18 protein-coding genes and 1 tRNA gene are annotated in these 18,195 nt (G+C 61.1%); 8 read left to right on the top strand and 11 right to left on the bottom strand.

Annotated elements, in window-relative coordinates; translation table 11 throughout:
* Window positions 1-11: 11 nt before the first annotated feature.
* The 4 genes from J3P79_RS22250 to J3P79_RS22235 all read right to left on the bottom strand — a co-directional run bounded on the left by J3P79_RS22250 (window position 12) and on the right by J3P79_RS22235 (window position 3,323).
* Window positions 12-86: transfer RNA gene (locus tag J3P79_RS22250), tRNA-Gln, on the bottom strand.
* Between the two features lie 37 nt (window positions 87-123).
* Window positions 124-975 (bottom strand): 4-(cytidine 5'-diphospho)-2-C-methyl-D-erythritol kinase, encoded by an 852-nt coding sequence (gene ispE / locus J3P79_RS22245; RefSeq protein ID WP_434605705.1) that lies wholly within the window; start codon window positions 973-975, stop codon window positions 124-126.
* A 1-nt stretch (window position 976) separates the two neighbouring features.
* Window positions 977-1,594: a lipoprotein insertase outer membrane protein LolB gene (gene lolB, locus J3P79_RS22240; protein WP_434605704.1), complete on the bottom strand. Its 618-nt coding sequence runs from the start codon at window positions 1,592-1,594 to the stop codon at window positions 977-979.
* A 4-nt stretch (window positions 1,595-1,598) separates the two neighbouring features.
* Window positions 1,599-3,323, bottom strand: a complete 1,725-nt coding sequence (locus J3P79_RS22235; RefSeq protein WP_434605703.1) for a tetratricopeptide repeat protein — start codon at window positions 3,321-3,323, stop codon at window positions 1,599-1,601.
* Window positions 3,324-3,504: 181 nt separating this feature from the next.
* On the opposite strand from J3P79_RS22235, the gene hemA reads away from it, so the two are divergent.
* The 6 genes from hemA to J3P79_RS22205 all read left to right on the top strand — a co-directional run bounded on the left by hemA (window position 3,505) and on the right by J3P79_RS22205 (window position 8,882).
* On the top strand, window positions 3,505-4,794 hold the full coding sequence (gene hemA / locus J3P79_RS22230; RefSeq protein ID WP_434605702.1) for a glutamyl-tRNA reductase: 1,290 nt from the start codon (window positions 3,505-3,507) through the stop codon (window positions 4,792-4,794).
* Window positions 4,791-5,873 (top strand): peptide chain release factor 1, encoded by a 1,083-nt coding sequence (gene prfA, locus J3P79_RS22225; RefSeq protein ID WP_434605701.1) that lies wholly within the window; start codon window positions 4,791-4,793, stop codon window positions 5,871-5,873. Before hemA ends, prfA begins: the two co-directional genes overlap by 4 nt.
* Window positions 5,874-5,887: 14 nt before the next feature.
* On the top strand, window positions 5,888-6,718 hold the full coding sequence (gene prmC, locus J3P79_RS22220) for a peptide chain release factor N(5)-glutamine methyltransferase (RefSeq protein WP_434605700.1): 831 nt from the start codon (window positions 5,888-5,890) through the stop codon (window positions 6,716-6,718).
* The gene (locus J3P79_RS22215) at window positions 6,712-7,467 is read left to right on the top strand and encodes a molybdopterin-synthase adenylyltransferase MoeB (protein WP_434605699.1); all 756 of its coding nucleotides are present in this window, start codon (window positions 6,712-6,714) and stop codon (window positions 7,465-7,467) included. Before prmC ends, J3P79_RS22215 begins: the two co-directional genes overlap by 7 nt.
* Window positions 7,460-8,251, top strand: a complete 792-nt coding sequence (murI, locus tag J3P79_RS22210) for a glutamate racemase (RefSeq protein WP_434605698.1) — start codon at window positions 7,460-7,462, stop codon at window positions 8,249-8,251. The genes J3P79_RS22215 and murI overlap by 8 nt, the downstream gene beginning before the upstream one ends.
* Before the next feature lie 112 nt (window positions 8,252-8,363).
* Window positions 8,364-8,882, top strand: coding sequence for an acyloxyacyl hydrolase (locus J3P79_RS22205; protein WP_039592193.1), 519 nt, complete (start codon window positions 8,364-8,366; stop codon window positions 8,880-8,882).
* 124 nt (window positions 8,883-9,006) lie between these two features.
* Here the strand turns inward: J3P79_RS22205 and J3P79_RS22200 are convergent, their stop codons facing one another.
* The 6 genes from J3P79_RS22200 to J3P79_RS22175 form a co-directional block, all read right to left on the bottom strand.
* Complete coding sequence (locus J3P79_RS22200) at window positions 9,007-9,312, bottom strand: YkgJ family cysteine cluster protein (RefSeq protein ID WP_434605697.1); 306 nt, start codon at window positions 9,310-9,312, stop codon at window positions 9,007-9,009.
* A gap of 27 nt (window positions 9,313-9,339) precedes the next feature.
* Complete coding sequence (locus J3P79_RS22195; protein ID WP_434611578.1) at window positions 9,340-10,119, bottom strand: SDR family NAD(P)-dependent oxidoreductase; 780 nt, start codon at window positions 10,117-10,119, stop codon at window positions 9,340-9,342.
* A gap of 106 nt (window positions 10,120-10,225) precedes the next feature.
* A complete protein-coding gene (gene phrB / locus J3P79_RS22190; protein WP_434605696.1) occupies window positions 10,226-11,665 on the bottom strand; it encodes a deoxyribodipyrimidine photo-lyase in 1,440 nt (479 codons plus the stop codon).
* A gap of 11 nt (window positions 11,666-11,676) precedes the next feature.
* Window positions 11,677-12,615, bottom strand: coding sequence for a MerR family transcriptional regulator (locus J3P79_RS22185; RefSeq protein WP_434605695.1), 939 nt, complete (start codon window positions 12,613-12,615; stop codon window positions 11,677-11,679).
* Window positions 12,615-13,577, bottom strand: a complete 963-nt coding sequence (locus tag J3P79_RS22180; RefSeq protein WP_434605694.1) for a YbgA family protein — start codon at window positions 13,575-13,577, stop codon at window positions 12,615-12,617. The genes J3P79_RS22185 and J3P79_RS22180 overlap by 1 nt, the downstream gene beginning before the upstream one ends.
* A gap of 174 nt (window positions 13,578-13,751) precedes the next feature.
* A complete protein-coding gene (locus tag J3P79_RS22175; protein ID WP_434605693.1) occupies window positions 13,752-14,738 on the bottom strand; it encodes an NAD(P)/FAD-dependent oxidoreductase in 987 nt (328 codons plus the stop codon).
* A 195-nt stretch (window positions 14,739-14,933) separates the two neighbouring features.
* Here J3P79_RS22175 and J3P79_RS22170 point away from each other — a divergent pair, with 195 nt between their 5' ends.
* Entirely contained in the window at window positions 14,934-15,833 is a 900-nt protein-coding gene (locus J3P79_RS22170; protein ID WP_434605692.1) for a TIGR01777 family oxidoreductase, read from the top strand.
* A gap of 13 nt (window positions 15,834-15,846) precedes the next feature.
* A complete protein-coding gene (gene hemH / locus J3P79_RS22165; protein ID WP_434605691.1) occupies window positions 15,847-16,872 on the top strand; it encodes a ferrochelatase in 1,026 nt (341 codons plus the stop codon).
* Between the two features lie 46 nt (window positions 16,873-16,918).
* Here hemH and J3P79_RS22160 read toward each other — a convergent pair whose 3' ends face one another.
* Window positions 16,919-18,193 carry a uracil-xanthine permease family protein gene (locus J3P79_RS22160; RefSeq protein WP_434605690.1) on the bottom strand — a complete coding sequence of 425 codons (1,275 nt, stop codon included), beginning with the start codon at window positions 18,191-18,193 and terminating at the stop codon, window positions 16,919-16,921.
* Window positions 18,194-18,195: the final 2 nt, after the last annotated feature.

The following is an 18,195-nucleotide window of genomic DNA, read 5'->3' as shown; positions in this document are numbered from 1 at the left end:
GTATAGGAAAATGGCAGGGGCGGCTGGATTCGAACCAACGCATGGCAGGATCAAAACCTGCTGCCTTACCGCTTGGCGACGCCCCTGTATCTGTTGCTGCGAGTGCCCAGCACTCGATTCCTTTTAGAGCAGACTTTGCAGCTTGCGATGCAACATCGAAACGTTGCTTCCTTTTGCTACAAACCCTGTAAGGGTCTCTGTAAGAAGGGCCGAGACTTTATCAGCTTCAGCTTTGCTTGGGAAGCCCCCAAACACACAACTTCCAGTTCCGGTGAGTTTTGCTTCGGTAAATTTACCTAACAAATTCAATGCGTTACGAACATCTGGGTAACGCCTTGCTACCACCGGTAAGCAGTCATTTCGACTGTTTCCCTTGGGAACGGGGCGCACTTTAATGGGAGGAGAGTTACGTGTCAACAGTGGATCTGAAAAAATTTCTGCTGTACTTACAGATACTTGCGGCACCAGCACCAAGTACCAGGGTTCCTCGGGCTCCACCGGTGTGAGTTTTTCCCCGACGCCCTCGGCGAAAGCCGCGTGGCCACGCACGAAAACCGGCACGTCGGCACCCAGCGAAAGCCCCAGCGCCGCGAGGCGATCCATGTCCCAGCCAAGCTGCCAGAGATGATTGAGGCCCAGCAGCGTCGTTGCCGCATTCGAGCTGCCGCCACCGATCCCGCCGCCCATGGGCAGGATTTTTTCGATCCAGATGTCGATGCCCAGCGAAGAACCGGATTGCTCCTGGAGCTTCCTTGCAGCCTTGACGATCAGATTGCTGTCGTGGGGAACGCTGTCGAATTCAGTGTGCAAATGAATCACACCGTCATCGCGCACGGCGAAGGTGATCTCGTCGCCGTAGTCCAGGAACTGGAAAATCGTTTGCAGCTCGTGATAGCCGTCCGGGCGCCGGCCAAGAATGTGCAGCATCAGGTTGAGTTTGGCCGGGGAGGGCAGGGTCAGGCGTGGAGCGGTCATGTCATTGCCCCAGCTTGCGCGGCTGCCATTGCTTGATCACCAGCGTGACATCGAGGTTGCTGCCGTGCAGCTTGATGCGCTCGGGTAACCAATAGCCGTTCTGTTCGGCATAGCTCAGGTATTCGATCTGCCAGTTGTCCTGCTCCAGGTTCGACAAGCGACTGTCGGCGTCCAGGGTCAGGCGGCTCTTGCTGTCTGGTGCGGGGAGGCCGCGAACCCACCAGGTGAGGTGGGACACCGGCAGCTTCCAGCCCAGTTGTTCTTCCAACAGTACTTCGGGGCTGGGCGCCTCGTAGCGTCCCTGGTTGGCGACTTCCAGCGAAACCTGTCCCGGCCGGCCGGTCAACCGCGCCGCGCCGCGACCCAGTGGGCCGGACAGGCGAATGTCGTAGTAATCCTGGCGTTGCAGCCAGAACAAGGTGCCGCTGCCCGAGTCTTTAGGCGCGCGAATGCCGATCTTGCCGTCGATCTGCCAGCCGTCGAGGCCGCTGAGCTGTTCTTTGTGCTCGCGCCACTGGGCCGCGTTGCCATGGCCCTGGACGGATTCTCGGGCGCCGAAGCCCGCGCAACCGGTGAGCAGGGCGATGAAGCTGAAAATAATGAAGTGGCGCACAAACATAATCTTAAAGAGTCTCTGATCCGGTCAGGCGTTTGATGGTACTGCGTAGAATCGGGCTGTCAGGCTGTTCCTTGAGGAACTTCGCCCAGATCTGCCGGGCTTCGCGTTGCTTGCCGTTGGCCCACAGGACTTCACCCAGGTGGGCGGCGACTTCCTGGTCGGGGAAGCGTTCCAAGGCCTGGCGCAGCAAGCGTTCGGCTTCGTCGAGGTTGCCCAGGCGGAAATTCACCCAGCCAAGGCTGTCGAGTACGGCCGGGTCTTCCGGGTTGATCTGGTGAGCCTGCTCGATCAGCAGCTTGGCTTCGTCGTAGCGGGTGGTTCGATCCGACAAGGTGTAGCCGAGGGCATTGAGGGCCATGGCGTTGTCGGGATCACGCTGGATGATCAGCCGCAGGTCTTTTTCCATCTGGGCCAGGTCATTGCGTTTTTCCGCCAGCATGGCGCGGGTGTAGAGCAGGTTCAGATCATCAGGGTATTGCTTCAAGGCTTGTTGCAGGACAGCCCAGGCCTTATCGCCCTGCTTGTTCGCCGATAGGGTTTCGGCCTCGATCAGGTAAAGCTGGATGCCATAGTCCGGCTGCGTGTCACGCTGCACGGCCAGGCGGCTCTGGGCTTCGGCGGTCCGGCCGTTGCCGATGAGGATGTCGGCCTGGCGCAGTTGCGCGGGCAGATAATCATTGCCCGGGCCGACCTGGGCGTACTCGATCAATGCGCTTTCTGGATCGTTGCGCTCTTCGGCGATGCGACCCAGGTTCAGGTGGGCCGAATCGACGTGACTTTCCCGGGCAATCAGGTCTTCCAGATAACCCTTGGCTTCTTCCCACGCCTTGGCTTCCAGGCAGACCAGCGCCAGGGAATAACGCAAGTCGTCGTCCTCGGGGTATTGCTGCACCAGGCTGGAAAACTCGACCTTGGCGTCGTCCATGCGATTGTTTTCCACCAGCATGCGGGCGTAAGTAAGACGCAGGCGCTTGTCGTCCGGGTATTTCTTGATGCTTTTTTCCATCAGCGGCAGTGCTTCGTCGCCACGGTTCATGCCTTGCAGAAGGCGTGCGCGCAGCAGAATGGGTGCCACTTCGCCGGGTTCCGGCGGGTTGTCTTCCAGCAGGGTGAGGGCGCCTTGGGAGTCGCCATTCTGTTGCAGCAGCAAGGCCTTGCCGAAAATCAACTGGCCGTTGTTCGGGTGGCGTTGCAGCAAGCGATCGAAACTCTTCATCAAGCCATCGCGGGTCTCTTGGTCGGTATCGGCCGCGGACAGCGCAAGGAAGTCGAAATGGGTGTCGCCCTTGCCCAGCAGGACTTTTTCCATATACATCATGGAGTCGTCGTAACGTCCGGCGCGTGCCAGTTGCACGGCAGCGGCGCGTTGCGCTTCGAGGTCATCCGGGGCGTTCCGGGCCCAGATCAGCGCGGTATCCAATGCGGGCTGGTCGGCCCCCAGGTATTCGGCAATTCGAAACGCCCGCTCGGAAACGCCCGGATCCTGGGTGTTGATGGCCTGGGTGACGTAGTTATCCAGGGCAATGTCGAAACGATTGCGCTGGCCCGCGAGCTCGGCGCTCAGCAGGCTGAAGATGGTTTCTTCGCTGAACGAGCCATACACCTTTGGCTTTTCGGGAGCCGGTGTGCTGTCTTCGACAGGTGGCGTGCCGTCCGTCGAAACGGGGGCCAGGGACTGGCAGCCGCCGAGGAAGGCAAAAGCGAGGAGCAACGCAAAAGATCTATTCATATAGGAAGAGGACGACTTACCTGCGGTCGGATCATCATGACACAAGCCATCGGCCAAACATAACCGAGTCTCGGCGGATGCCTTATAGGCACAGGTAATTGTGACAATAGTCGGTGGTGGTTGTTCTCAATCTGGCGAAGTAGGACAATTGCCGGCTTCACGTCACCATCAGCGACCTTGAATGGCCTTCCTTGCACTTGGTATTAACCACAAGACTGCTTCAGTAGACGTCCGCGAGCGCGTGGCCTTTACGCCTGAGCAGCTGGTTGAGGCGCTGCAGCAGCTCTGCCGACTGACCGACAGCCGCGAAGCTGCGATCCTCTCCACCTGCAATCGCAGCGAGCTTTATATAGAACAGGATCACGTTTCGGCCGATTCGGTGCTGCGCTGGCTGGCCGAATACCATGATTTGAGCCTTGAAGAGCTGCGCGCCAGTGCCTATGTGCACGAAGACGATGCGGCCGTTCGTCACATGATGCGTGTCGCCTCGGGGCTCGATTCGCTGGTGTTGGGCGAACCGCAGATCCTTGGCCAGATGAAATCGGCCTACGCCGTCGCGCGCGAGGCCGGGACCGTTGGTCCGCTGCTGGGGCGTCTGTTCCAGGCCACTTTCAATGCCGCCAAGCAAGTGCGTACCGACACGGCCATCGGCGAGAATCCGGTCTCCGTGGCCTTTGCCGCCGTGAGTTTGGCGAAGCAGATCTTCAGTGATCTGCAACGCAGCCAGGCGCTGCTGATCGGCGCCGGCGAGACCATCACCCTGGTCGCCCGTCACCTGCATGACCTCGGGGTGAAGCGCATCGTGGTTGCCAACCGCACTCTGGAGCGGGCCAGCACCCTGGCCGAGCAGTTCGGCGCCCACGCGGTACTGTTGTCGGATATTCCTGCGGAGCTGGTGCACAGCGATATCGTCATCAGTTCCACCGCCAGCCAGTTGCCGATCCTGGGCAAGGGCGCGGTTGAAAGCGCCTTGAAACTGCGCAAGCACAAGCCGATCTTCATGGTCGATATTGCCGTGCCCCGTGACATCGAGCCCGAAGTCGGCGAACTCGACGACGTTTACCTCTACAGTGTCGATGACCTGCACGAAGTCGTTGCCGAGAACCTGAAGAGCCGGCAAGGCGCGGCGCAGGCCGCCGAGGAAATGATCACCATTGGCGCCGAGGATTTCATGGTGCGCCTGCGTGAGCTGGCGGCGGTGGACGTGCTCAAGGCGTATCGTCAGCAAAGCGAACGGCTGCGCGACGAAGAACTGCAAAAAGCCCAGCGCCTGCTGGCCAACGGCGGCAGCGCCGAAGAGGTGTTGGTGCAACTGGCTCGCGGCCTGACCAACAAACTGCTCCATGCGCCTAGCGTCCAGCTCAAGAAGCTGACCGCCGAAGGCCGCCTCGATGCGCTGGCCATGGCCCAGGAACTTTTCGCTCTCGGTGAGGCTTCACCGGATAGCTTTTCGGATAAAAAATCGCAATGAAAGCGTCACTGCTCAATAAACTGGACATTCTCCAGGACCGTTTCGAGGAACTGACTGCCTTGCTCGGCGACGGCGAAGTCATTTCCGATCAGAACAAATTCCGCTCCTATTCCAAGGAATACGCGGAGGTCGAGCCGATCGTCGCCACCTATAAGCAGCTGCTCAAAGTACAGGGTGACCTCGAGGGCGCCCAGGCGCTGCTCAAGGACAGCGACCCTGACATGCGCGAAATGGCTGTAGAGGAAGTGCGCGAGGCCAAGGAACAACTGGTCGAGCTGGAAAGCAACCTGCAACGCATGCTGTTGCCCAAGGACCCGAATGACGGGCGTAACGTTTTCCTCGAGATCCGCGCCGGTACCGGCGGCGACGAGGCGGCGATCTTTTCCGGCGACTTGTTCCGCATGTATTCGCGCTACGCCGAGCGTCGTGGCTGGCGCGTAGAGATCCTCTCGGAAAACGAAGGCGAACACGGCGGCTATAAAGAAGTGATTGCCCGGGTCGAGGGCGATAACGTCTATGGCAAGTTGAAGTTCGAGTCCGGCGCCCACCGCGTACAACGGGTACCGGCCACCGAATCCCAAGGCCGGATCCATACGTCGGCCTGCACCGTCGCGGTGTTGCCCGAGCCGGACGAGCAGGAAGCCATCGAGATCAACCCGGCGGACCTGCGGATCGACACCTACCGTTCTTCGGGGGCGGGCGGCCAGCACGTCAACAAGACCGACTCGGCGATTCGCATCACCCACTTGCCGTCGGGCATCGTGGTCGAATGCCAGGAAGAACGCTCCCAGCATAAGAACCGGGCACGGGCGATGGCCTGGTTGTCGGCCAAGCTCAACGATCAGCAGACCAGCGCCGCCGCCAACGCCATCGCCAGCGAGCGCAAGCTGCTGGTCGGCTCCGGCGACCGTTCCGAGCGCATCCGGACCTACAACTTTGCCCAGGGGCGAGTCACCGATCACCGGGTCAACCTGACCCTGTACTCCCTCGACGAGATCCTTGCCGGTGGTGTCGATGCCGTCATCGAGCCCTTGCTCGCCGAATACCAGGCCGATCAACTGGCCGCGATTGGCGAATAGGTTCAGGTGACCCCATGACCATCATCGCCAGTTTGCTTCGCGCCGCCGAATTGCCGGATTCTCCAACGCCACGCTTGGATACCGAGTTGTTGCTGGCCGCTGCCCTGGGCAAGTCCCGCAGCTTCCTGCACACCTGGCCCGAGCGGATCGTGCCAAGCGAGGCGGCGCTGTTGTTCTCCGAATACCTGCGCCGGCGTCGTTCCGGCGAGCCGGTGGCCTACATCCTGGGGCAGCAGGGCTTCTGGAAACTTGACCTGGAAGTCGCGCCCCACACGCTGATTCCGCGTCCCGACACCGAGCTGCTGGTGGAAACCGCGTTGGCGTTGTTGCCGGCCACGCCGGCCCGGGTCCTCGACCTGGGCACGGGCAGCGGCGCGATTGCCTTGGCGTTGGCCAGCGAACGTCCGGCCTGGAATGTCACGGCGGTCGATCGGGTGCTGGAAGCTGTGGCGCTTGCCGAACGCAATCGCCAGCGCCTGGCGCTGCGCAATGTCACGGTCCTGAGCAGCCACTGGTTCAGCGCGCTGGAAGGTGAACGTTTCGGGCTGATCATCAGCAACCCACCTTATATTGCTGCCAGCGACCCGCATCTGGCTGAGGGCGACGTGCGTTTCGAGCCGGCCAGTGCGCTGGTGGCGGGGCCGGACGGTCTTGACGATTTGCGCGCCATTGTCGTCCAGGCCCCCGATCACCTCGAGGCGGGCGGCTGGCTGATGCTCGAGCATGGTTACGACCAGGCCGAAGCGGTACGGGGGCTGTTGCAAGACCAAGGTTTCTCCGAAGTCCATAGCCGCAAGGACCTCGGCAATCACGAACGCATCAGTCTGGGACGCCTGCCGTGCTGAACGATCAAGAGCTGCTGCGCTACAGCCGACAGATTCTGTTGCAACACGTCGACATCGACGGGCAACTGCGTCTGAAGCAGGGGCGCGCATTGATCATCGGCCTGGGCGGCCTGGGCGCGCCGGTGGCGTTGTACCTCGCCGCCGCCGGTGTCGGCGAGTTACACCTGGCGGACTTCGACACGGTCGACCTGACCAACCTGCAGCGACAGATCATCCACGACACACAGAGCGTCGGCCTGACCAAGGTTGATTCGGCGATGCGTCGCCTCACCGCCATCAACCCCGAGGTTCGACTGGTTCCCCATCCGGCAGCCATGGACGAAGACAGCCTGGCTGACGCCGTGGCGGCGGTGGACGTGGTGCTGGATTGTTCGGACAATTTTTCCACCCGTGAAGCGGTGAACGCAGCGTGCGTCGCCGCGGGCACACCCTTGGTCAGTGGCGCAGCAATTCGCCTGGAAGGCCAACTGTCGGTGTTCGACCCCCGCCGCCCCGAAAGCCCTTGTTATCACTGCCTCTACGGGCACGGCAGCGAAGCCGAGCTGACCTGTAGCGAGGCCGGCGTGCTTGGGCCGCTCGTGGGTTTGGTGGGCAGTCTCCAGGCGCTCGAGGCCTTGAAATTGTTGGCCGGCTTCGGAGAGCCGCTGGTGGGGCGTCTACTGTTGATCGATGCGCTGGGCACGCGTTTTCGTGAACTGCGGGTCAAGCGCGATCCGGGGTGCAGCGTCTGCGGTACCCGACATGAGTGAGGCTCCGGTCGGTGTGTTCGATTCAGGCGTCGGCGGGCTGTCGGTGCTAGGTGAAATTCGCCACTTGCTACCCAATGAATCGCTGCTGTACGTAGCCGACTGCGGACACATCCCCTACGGGGAAAAGAGTCCGGAATTCATCCGGCAGCGGTGCGCGATCATTGCCGAGTTTCTTCAGGGCCAGGGCGCCAAGGCGTTGGTGGTGGCCTGCAATACCGCGACGGTCGCCGGAGTGGCGGACCTGCGTCGCGATTACCCCGGCTGGCCCATCGTTGGCATGGAACCAGCGGTCAAGCCGGCTGCCGCGGCGACTCGAAGCGGCGTCGTCGGCGTGCTCGCTACAACGGGCACGTTGCAGAGCGCCAAATTTGCCGCGTTGCTCGACCGTTTCGCCACGGACGTACGGGTGATCACCCAGCCCTGTCCCGGGCTGGTGGAATTGATCGAGGCTGGCGACCTGCATAGCCCGGCCTTGCGCCAGTTGTTGCAAGGCTACGTCGCCCCCTTGCTGGCGGCCGGTTGCGACACGTTGATCCTGGGCTGCACCCACTACCCATTCCTCAAGCCATTGCTCAAGGAGATGGTCGCGGCGGATATCAGCCTGATCGACACGGGCGCCGCCGTGGCTCGCCAGCTTCAGCGCTTGTTGACGGAACGGATGTTACTGGCCGAAGGACCTGCCAGCGAAACTCAGTTCTGGAGCAGCGGTGATCCCGTGCATCTAAGAAAAATCCTACCGATGCTATGGAATTCTTCTGGCGTTGTGCGAAGCTTCGGTTTGTAACAAACGTGAAAATTATGTGAATCCAGCTGAACTTCTGATTTGGCCTGGATTTCTATAGCTGTGTCTGTTTGTAAGAAAAATTAACCAAGGCTGTCGGAAAAGGATGTTTCTAATGAAGCGTTTATTCTGCTTTGCCGCGTTTGCGGCTGCGTTGATGGGGCACACTTATACCGCACAGGCGGCGGGCGTGGAATTCGGGGTCGGCCAGACCGGCGACTCGACCATGACCTATCGCTTGGGCATGCAGTTCGACTGGGACAAGAGCTGGTGGCAGAGCGACGTGGGTCGCCTGACCGGATACTGGAGCGGGGCCTACACGTACTGGGAAGGGGACGAGACGTCCAGCAACCACAGTCTGTCGTTCTCGCCAGTCTTCGTTTATGAGTTTGCGGGCCAGAACGTGAAGCCGTACATCGAGGCGGGGATCGGCGTCGCGTTGTTTGAAAACACTGAAATAGAATCCAACAAACTCGGTTCGGCTTTCCAGTTCGAAGACCGTGTCGGTTTCGGCCTGCGCTTCAACGGCGGACATGAAGTAGGCATTCGTGCCACTCACTATTCCAACGCCGGCATCAGTTCGGACAACGACGGCGTGGAAAGCTACGCGCTGCATTACACCATGCCGTTGTAAGAGCAAGAAATTGTAGGCGCGAGCCTGCTCGCGATAGTGATCGACCAGCCAATAACAGGATGTCTGGTCCCCCGCTATCGCGAGCAAGCCCGCTGCCACAGAAATCTGATTTCAGATCATTCTTTTATCGATACGCCGTCGCAATGCCCTGGCGTTCTTCCAGGCACTCCGGCGCGCCCATCTCGAATTCCCTGCAGATCAGCGGACGCTTTTCGTAGATCGTGCACATCATGCTGTCGCGATCCAGCGCTGCGCACCAGCCATCATCAAGCCTGAGCATCACTTCGCCGCCCCAGTCGTCGGTGTCGATAAAGCGTTCCGGAACCCCGGTGTCGGTGATCAGAAGCACTTCCAGCTGGCAGCAGCACGCCGCGCAGGTCGAGCATGTGACGACCTGCGCAGGCAATTCAACGAGGGGGATGGTTTTCATGCGCGCAGTGTAAGGCAACCTGGGGGATCAGGGTTGTCCCTTGATCGGGGATTCGCCAGCCAATTGGCAGTCGTCATTGTTCGCACGGATCTTTCTGGTTGAGGATGGCAACGGCCAGAGCGCCGCCATGGAGGCCGCGGGCAGCGTCGTTTCGTCCGGCCGCTCGTTCATTTGAGCCAGAATGTAACTGGCCGCCGCATCGGCTGACCATCGGGTCAATATCGAAAGCCCGTCGTCCAGACTTATCGCCGAGTCAGCGAGGCCGGGGGTAACCAACATAACGTCGATGCCCTTGGCGCCCGGGGTGCTACGAACCGATTCGAATACCTGACGCAGCGCTTTGCCGTCGCCCTCGGCACGCGAAGGCGCCAGGTAAGTGACCGGGCTGGCGATGCCCACCAGATGGGGTGCTGTGCCCAGGCGCAACAGAGGAAGCGCGGCTTCAATACAAAAACTGGCGGCCAGCAGGTTGCTGCGGATGATGTGTTCGATCAGTGAGTCGTCGGCCGGCTGGCCGTCGACGTGCTCAGCCGTTCCGGCATTGATGATGACCGTGTCCAGCGCGCCCCACTGACGGCTGATCCGCTCGCCGATTTCTCGCACCGTCTGGCCGTCGGTCAAGTTGCCGGGGATTGCCAGGACATGTTCCGGATAACGTTGAGAAAGGGTTTGGCACGCTTGTGGCGAACTGATTGCGACCTGCGCTCCGGCTCGAAGCAGTACTTCGGCCAGTGACGCACCCAGGCCGTCGCCGGCACCCGTCAGCCAATACCTTCTTCTCATGCCGCCCCCCTTTTTTCCTGGCATCAAGACGCCGCTTCCAATGCGGCAACCCTGATATTAGTCGGACCCCAAAAGGTCGTGGTGAAATTACGTTTCAACCTCAAGCAATTTCATGTTCGGTAATCGCCCTTCAATCCCTTTGCATGTCCTGACGAGACGGCAGTCGCTTGAAAGCCGCCAAAGCCCGCGCCCGGGACTGGGCCAGATCGACAATCGGAGCCGGATAATCTGTCCTACAAAATAATTCACGCTGGGCATCAGGGCTGTGGACACTGCGGCTATCCCAATCGTTCAACTCCGGCAGCCAACGCTTTATAAACAATCCCTCGCGATCGAATTTCTCTGATTGGCTAAGGGGATTGAAGATGCGGAACCAGGGCGCCGAATCCGTCCCGGTTGAGGCGCTCCACTGCCAGCCACCATTGTTGGCCGCCAAGTCACCGTCGATGAGATGGCGCATGAAAAAGCGTTCGCCTTCGCGCCAGTCGATCAGCAGGTTCTTGGTCAGGAACATGGCCACTACCATGCGCAACCGGTTATGCATCCAGCCAGTCTCCAGCAGTTGGCGCATGGCCGCATCGATGATCGGCAGGCCAGTGCGCGCCTGTTGCCAAGCCGCCAATTCATCCGGGGCGTGGCGCCAGGCCAAAGCCTCGGTCTCCGGGCGAAACGCGCGGTGGCGTGACACGCGTGGATAGCCCACCAATATATGTTTATAGAACTCGCGCCAGAGCAATTCATTGATCCAGGTCACTGTTCCAGCGTTTCCGCTTTCGAATTCTCCCTGGTTGGCTTGCAACGCCGCGTGCAGGCATTGGCGCGGCGATACCACGCCGGCCACCAGATAGGCAGACAGTTGGCTAGTGCCAGGCCTCGCCGGGAAATCCCGTTCGGTCAGGTAATGGTCGATGTGCTGCTCGACAAACCCATCCAGTCGTCGCCGTGCTTCGCTCTCGCCAGCCGGCCAAAGGGCTTGCAGCGTTTCGCCGGGTGGCTCGAAGCCTTCGACGTGCGTTGGCACTGGATCGCTGGCAATTGCCGTCGTCGCTTGACGGGCGAGGGTGGGAACCAGGCTCGGTAGCGAGAAGTGCAAGCGCTGGTAGCACACCTTGCGAAACTGGCTGAATACCTGGAAATAGTTGCCGGTCTTGGTCAGCACGCTACCGGGCTTGAACAGGAGCTGGTCGAGGTGGCTATGAAACTCGACGCCCTCGCCAGCCAGCGCGCGCGCGACTTCGCTGTCGCGTCGGGTTTCGTTCAGGCCGTACTCTTCGTTGACGTGCACGGCATTGATGTCAAGTTCCCGGCACAGTGCGACCAATACGCCTGGCGCCTGGTCCCAATAGGGCGCGTGGCGGATCAGCAGGGGGATGTTTAATCGTTCCAACGCCTTGCTCAGCGACGCCAGGTTGCGCAGCCAGAAATCGACCTTGCAAGGGGCATCATCATGGGCTCGCCATTGTCCCGGGCTCGGCAAGTAGACCGCCACGCAGGGGCCACGGGCGGCGGCAGCGGCAAGCGCCGTGTTGTCATGCACGCGCAAATCGCTGCGCAGCCAGATCAGTTGCATGGAAATTCTCGTTAAAGAAGCGCTCGGCGATTGAGTTCGGCGTGAGCGCAGAGCGGATCCTCTGCCCACGTGACGTTAGTCATCGAGACGTCTGTGGATAACCTGGCGTGGTGAATGGACACAGCCGGGCCGGCGATGATGATGGGGCAGTCGACAGCGTTCAGTTGCCTTGGCAATTGGGACAGGTTCAAGGCATTGCTCGAATACAGCAACACCGCGCGGGCCTTGAGGCGTTCGACGGCCAACGCCAATTCTCCCGCCGGCAGAGGCGTATCGAAGACCTCAACAGGACAATCGGCGCTGCTGGCGAGCCAGGCTGTCAGCCACAGGTGGGGCTCCTGGGGCAATGGGGAATGGTTGACCAGTAGCAACGGTGCGCCGTGCAACTGACGGTTGTTGTGATAGACCCGGCTGCCGAACTTGCTGCGCAGCCAGGAATAAAAGAACACCTGCTCCAATTGCGCGCCGAACTGTCCTTGCCAACGCGTTTGCAATTCGGCGAGCAAGGGCAACAGCAACTGTTCACACACAGTCCAGGGCGGGTAAAGGGCCATCGCCTGGTTGACCAAGTGATCGACTTGCCGCTCGGCCAGTTGTGTCACCGCCAGCGCAAGGGCATGGCGCTGGCGCTGCCATTCGTCTTCCAGGGGTTCGTCAGGGGGCTGCGCAGTCTCGAGCAGCGGCTTGACCTTGCTCACCGCCACGCCGCGATTGATCCAGGTGAGAATGCTCTGGATTCGTTGCACATGCTCAGGGCTGAACAAACGATGGCCCTTGGGTGTGCGGTGCGGCACGATCAAGCCATAGCGGCGCTCCCAGGCGCGCAGCGTGATGGCGTTGACGCCGGTTTGTCGGGACACTTCGCGTATGGGCAGCCAGCCCTGCGCCAGTGCTGTGGCAAAGTCGGCGCCAAGGTCTTCGCTGGCGCTGGAGTCGGGTTCGTCGTTCATCAAATGGCGTTTCGCAGACTGAGATTTTCCGGGTGGGGTTGCAGGTACACCTGTTGCGCAAGATACGGGTCGGGGTGCTGGCGCAGGTGATGTTTGAGCAAGGTCAGCGGCACCACCAAGGGCACGATGCCGAGGCGATATTGCCCGATGAGATGCTGCACTTCCTGCTTGTCATCGGTGCCTATGGCGCGCTTGAGGTAGCCGCTCAAATGTTGAAGAACATTGGCGTGGGTTCGACGGGTGGCGCATTTTTTCAGGGCCGCCATCAACGCGCTGAAGTACCGCGCGCCCAACTCGTTGGGATCGGACTTGCCCATGTTGCCCAGCAGGTTGCCCAAGGCCTTGTATTGCACCGGGTCATGAGCCATCAGCAGGTATTTATAACGCGAGTGGAATTCGATGAGATCGCGCCGGGTCAGGTCGCGTCGGCGTAGCGGTTGCCACGCGGCATAGACGAACACACGCGTCAGGAAGTTCTCGCGCAACACCGGATCGTTGAGGCGACCATCTTCCTCCACCGGCAGGTCCGGATGTTGCTCGCAAAACGCCTGGGCGTAGATGCCGCGTCCGCCGCCGTCCTGGGGTACGCCGTTGTGGTCGTAGACCTTGACCCTTTCCAGTCCGCAGGAGGGCGATTTCTGCATGAAGATGTAGCCGCAGATGTCGTCCAATTCCCCGGCCATTTTCCGGCCGTAATCGTCCAGCGGTCGGGTGACGTCCAGATCACGGTTTACCGTGCCGACTGCGCGGGGCTGCTCGGGTTGGCCGACCAGCCGGATCGGTTCCCGAGGAATGCCCAGGCCGATGGCGACTTCAGGACATACGGGGACGAAATCGAAATATTCACTGAGCGTGCGGCTGCACAACTGGGATTGCTTGTGCCCGCCATTGAAGCGAACTTCAGCGCCCATCAGGCAGGCGCTGATGGCAATCCGGGGTTTGGCGTTGGCTTCGCTGGGCATAGGCAACCTCTGGGTTGAAAATCTTGTACAATTTTATGTGTCTGTACAATAATTTCAATCATAGGTCCGAATAAGCACAAGTCAACCGGCAATTGAATGAACGGAGTGATGCAATGGTTGGCGCAGATGGGCTGCTGTCTGTTGCGACAGCAGCGAGAGACGCGCAATAACGATCTACTGGAGGCTGGCGTGCAACCGGCGCGCGGCTTCCTGACCACTGAGCCAGGCCCCTTCGACCCGGCCGGACAGGCACCAGTCGCCGCACACGTACAATCCAAGGTCGGCGTCGGCCAGTGCTCCCCATTCATGACTGCCGGCGGGGCGGGCGTATAGCCAGCGATGGGCCACGCTGAAGCTGGGAGCGGGCATGGCGCTGTGCAGCAGCTCGGCGAAAGCGCCGTGCAGGTGTTCGATGACCGCTTCCTTGGACATGTCGATGTGCTGGCGGCTCCAGTCGCTGGTGGCATGCAGCACCCAGGTGTCGAGCTTGCTGTCGCGCCCCGGCTTGCTGCGGTTACGCGCCAGCCAGTCGAGGGGGCTGTCCTGCACGAAGCAGCCTTCCATGGGCGTATCCAAGGGCTGTTCGAAGGCCAGCGCGACGGCCCAGGTAGGGTCCATTTTTACCCCGGCGGCTACACCAGCCAGTTTCGGCACGGCGGCGAGCAATGCGGTCGCCTGCGGAGCGGGCGTGGCGATGATCACCTGGCCGAACGGACCATGGGTGAATCCTTCTGCGTCCTGCAGGTGCCAATGCTCCTGGCCACGAAATACCTCGGTGATGCGGCAGGAGAACTGCACAGGCAAATCGCCGAGCAGGGCGCGGGTTATGGCGCTCATGCGTGGGGTGCCGACCCAGCGGGTCTGTTCGTCCGGGGATGGGCTCATCTGCCCGTCCTGGAAGTGATAGAGCTGCGGGTTCCACTCCGCTGCCCAGCCGTTGGCTTGCCAACGTTGCACTTCCGTGACGAAGCGTCGGTCACGGGCGGTGAAATACTGGGCGCCCATATCGAGCGCGCCGGCGTCGCTGCGCTTGCTCGACATGCGTCCGCCGCTGCCGTGGCTTTTGTCGAAGAGTTGAATGACATGCCCGGCCTCCGTCAGGGCCTGGGCGGCGGAGAGTCCGGCGATGCCGGTGCCGATGATTGCGATAGGTACAGTCATGAGGGCCTCGTTTACTTTCTGTACAGACTACGCCGTCGTTTAATCCTGTACAATTTTGATTTTTGGTATAAGTTTTACCGTTCGCGTTTTGGCAGGTTGTCCTATTGTTAGGAACAGACCCTGTTCAACATGAAAATGCTCTACCTATAAAAATAGACTAATGGGCCGGGTAAAACGCGATGCGAGGAACACCTCATGCACATATTGCTGACCGGCGGTACTGGTTTGATCGGACGTCAGCTCTGCCGACACTGGTTGGAGCAAGGACACCGCTTGACGGTCTGGAGTCGTCGACCCGAGCAGGTGGCGAAAATCTGCGGGGCGCAGGTGCGCGGCATCGCCACGCTCGATGAGCTTGCCGAGCCGGTGGACGCAGTGGTCAACCTGGCTGGCGCGCCCATCGCCGATCGGCCCTGGAGCCACAAGCGCAAGATATTGCTGTGGAACAGCCGCATCACCCTGACCGAGACATTGCTCGCCTGGCTTGAGCGTTGCGAGCAGCGACCGCAGGTGCTGATTTCCGGTTCCGCCGTGGGCTGGTACGGCGACGGTGGCGAGCGCGAGTTGACCGAAGAATCGGGACCGGTCAGCGAGGACTTCGCCAGCCAGTTGTGTATCGCCTGGGAGGAAACCGCGCAGCGGGCCGAGGCCCTGGGCATGCGAGTGGTACTGGTCCGCACCGGCCTGGTCCTGTCGACCGAGGGCGGCTTTTTGTCGCGGCTGCTGCTGCCCTTCAAACTCGCGCTGGGCGGGCGTATCGGCAGCGGGAGGCAGTGGATGCCATGGATTCATATTGACGATCAAATCGCCCTGATTGATTTTCTTCTGCACCGCAGTGATGCCAGCGGTCCTTATAATGCCTGCGCGCCGAACCCGGTGCGCAACCGCGATTTTGCAAAGGCCTTGGGTGACGTGTTGCATCGCCCGGCTGTGGTGCCAATGCCGGAGCTTGCGCTGAAGGTCGCGTTGGGGGAGTTGTCATTACTGTTGCTGGGCGGCCAGCGCGCCACGCCGGCCCGATTGCTGGTGGCGGGGTTTTCATTCCGGTTCACTGATTTGCCTGCGGCCCTGGAAGACTTGTCGGGTCGCCTTTGAAATAGGACGTTGCATGACCGATCACGCGTTGCTTCTGGTAAATCTGGGTTCGCCTGCCTCCACCTCGGTGGCCGATGTACGCGGCTACCTCAATCAGTTTCTGATGGACCCCTACGTGATCGACCTGCCTTGGCCGGTCCGGCGATTGCTGGTGTCGCTGATCCTGATCAAGCGCCCCGAGCAGTCAGCCCACGCGTACGCGTCAATCTGGTGGGAAGAGGGCTCGCCCCTGGTGGTGCTCAGCCGGCGCTTGCAACAGGCGATGGCCGCCCAATGGACGCAGGGTCCGGTAGAGTTGGCGATGCGTTACGGCGAGCCGTCGCTGGAATCCACCCTGGTACGCCTGGCGAGCCAGGGTCACAAGAACATCACGCTGGCCCCGTTGTATCCGCAATTTGCCGACAGCACGGTCACCACGGTTATCGAGGAAGCGAAGCGGGTCGTGCGGGAGAAGAAGCTCGATGTGAAATTCTCGATTCTCCAGCCTTTCTACGACCAGCCGGAATACCTCGATGCCCTGGTTGCCAGTGCCAAGCCGTACCTGATGCAGGATTACGATCACCTGCTGCTGAGTTTCCACGGCTTGCCTGAGCGGCACCTGACCAAGCTCGACCCTACTGGCTATCACTGCTTCAAGGACGCCGACTGCTGCAAGAACGCGCCACCGGAAGTCATGGCGACCTGTTATCGCGCCCAGTGCATCCGCACCGCCGAACTGTTTGCCCAGCGCATGGGCCTGGCAGAGGGCAAGTGGTCGGTATCGTTCCAGTCGCGATTGGGCCGGGCCAAGTGGATCGAACCCTACACCGAAGCGCGCCTGGACGAACTGGCCAAGAGTGGCGTGAAGAAAGTCCTGGTGATGTGCCCTGCGTTCGTGGCCGATTGCATCGAGACGCTGGAGGAAATCGGCGATCGTGGCCGAGAGCAGTTCCGCGAAGCGGGAGGGGAGGAGTTGGTGTTGGTGCCGTGTCTCAATGACGATCCGCAGTGGGCGCAGGCGTTGAGCACCCTTTGCGAACGGGCGCCGATCGCCTTGTAAATAATCCATGGCGAGGGAGCTTGCTCCCTCGCCACATTAGATTGAATTACACAATCGGCTCATCCGCCTTCTTCTGCTTCCAACCGTCATTGCCCGGCAAGATCAGGTTCAGCGCGATCGCCACCACGGCGCACAACGCGATGCCCTTGAGGCCGAAATCGTCCGGGCCGGTGCCGGTGCCGACCAGCACGCCGCCGATGCCGAACACCAGCGTCACCGAAACGATCACCAGATTACGAGCTTCGCCCAGGTCGATTTTGTGGCGGATCAGGGTGTTCATGCCCACCGCCGCAATCGAACCGAACAGCAGGCACAGGATCCCGCCCATCACGGGCACCGGAATGCTTTGCAGCAGCGCGCCGAACTTGCCGATGAACGCCAGGCTGATGGCGAAAATCGAGGCCCAGGTCATGATCTTCGGGTTGTAGTTCTTGGTCAGCATCACCGCGCCGGTCACTTCGGCGTACGTGGTGTTGGGCGGGCCGCCGAACAGGCCGGCTGCAGTGGTGGCGATGCCGTCGCCGAGCAGCGTGCGATGCAGGCCCGGCTTCTTCAGGTAATCGCGACCGGTCACGCTGCCCACGGCAATGACGCCGCCGATGTGCTCGATGGCCGGTGCCAGGGCAACGGGCACGATGAACAGGATCGCCTGCCAGTTGAACTCCGGTGCGGTGAAGGCGGGCAGGGCGAACCATGGCGCCGCGGCGATCTTCGCGGTGTCGACGACACCGAAGAAAAACGCCATGGCAAAGCCCACCAGCACGCCGGAGATGATCGGCACCAGGCGGAAAATGCCCTTGCCGAACACCGCGACGATCAACGTGGTGAGCAGCGCCGGCATCGAAATCATCATCGCGGTTTGATAAGCAATCAGCTCGGTGCCATCGCCGGCCTTGCCCATGGCCATGTTGGCGGCAATCGGCGCCATCGCCAGGCCAATGGAAATGATCACCGGACCGATCACCACCGGCGGCAGCAGGCGGTCAATGAACCCGGTGCCCTTGATCTTCACCGCCAGGCCCAGGAACGTGTAGACGAACCCGGCCGCCATTACGCCGCCCATGGTCGCCGCCAGGCCGAACTGGCCCTTGGCGAGAATGATCGGCGTGATGAAGGCAAAGCTCGACGCCAGGAACACCGGCACCTGGCGCCCGGTGACGATCTGGAACAGGATCGTCCCCAGGCCCGCCGTGAACAGCGCCACGTTCGGGTCCAGGCCGGTGATCAGCGGCATCAGCACCAGCGCGCCGAAGGCGACGAACAGCATCTGTGCGCCGGACAGCACCTGACGCCAGAGCGGATCGTTGAATTCGTCCTGCATGC

The sequence above is a fragment of the Pseudomonas sp. R1-7 genome (assembly GCF_051132105.1).
Classification (GTDB): Bacteria; Pseudomonadota; Gammaproteobacteria; order Pseudomonadales; family Pseudomonadaceae; genus Aquipseudomonas.
This window is presented reverse-complemented; position numbering and strand designations above follow the sequence as displayed.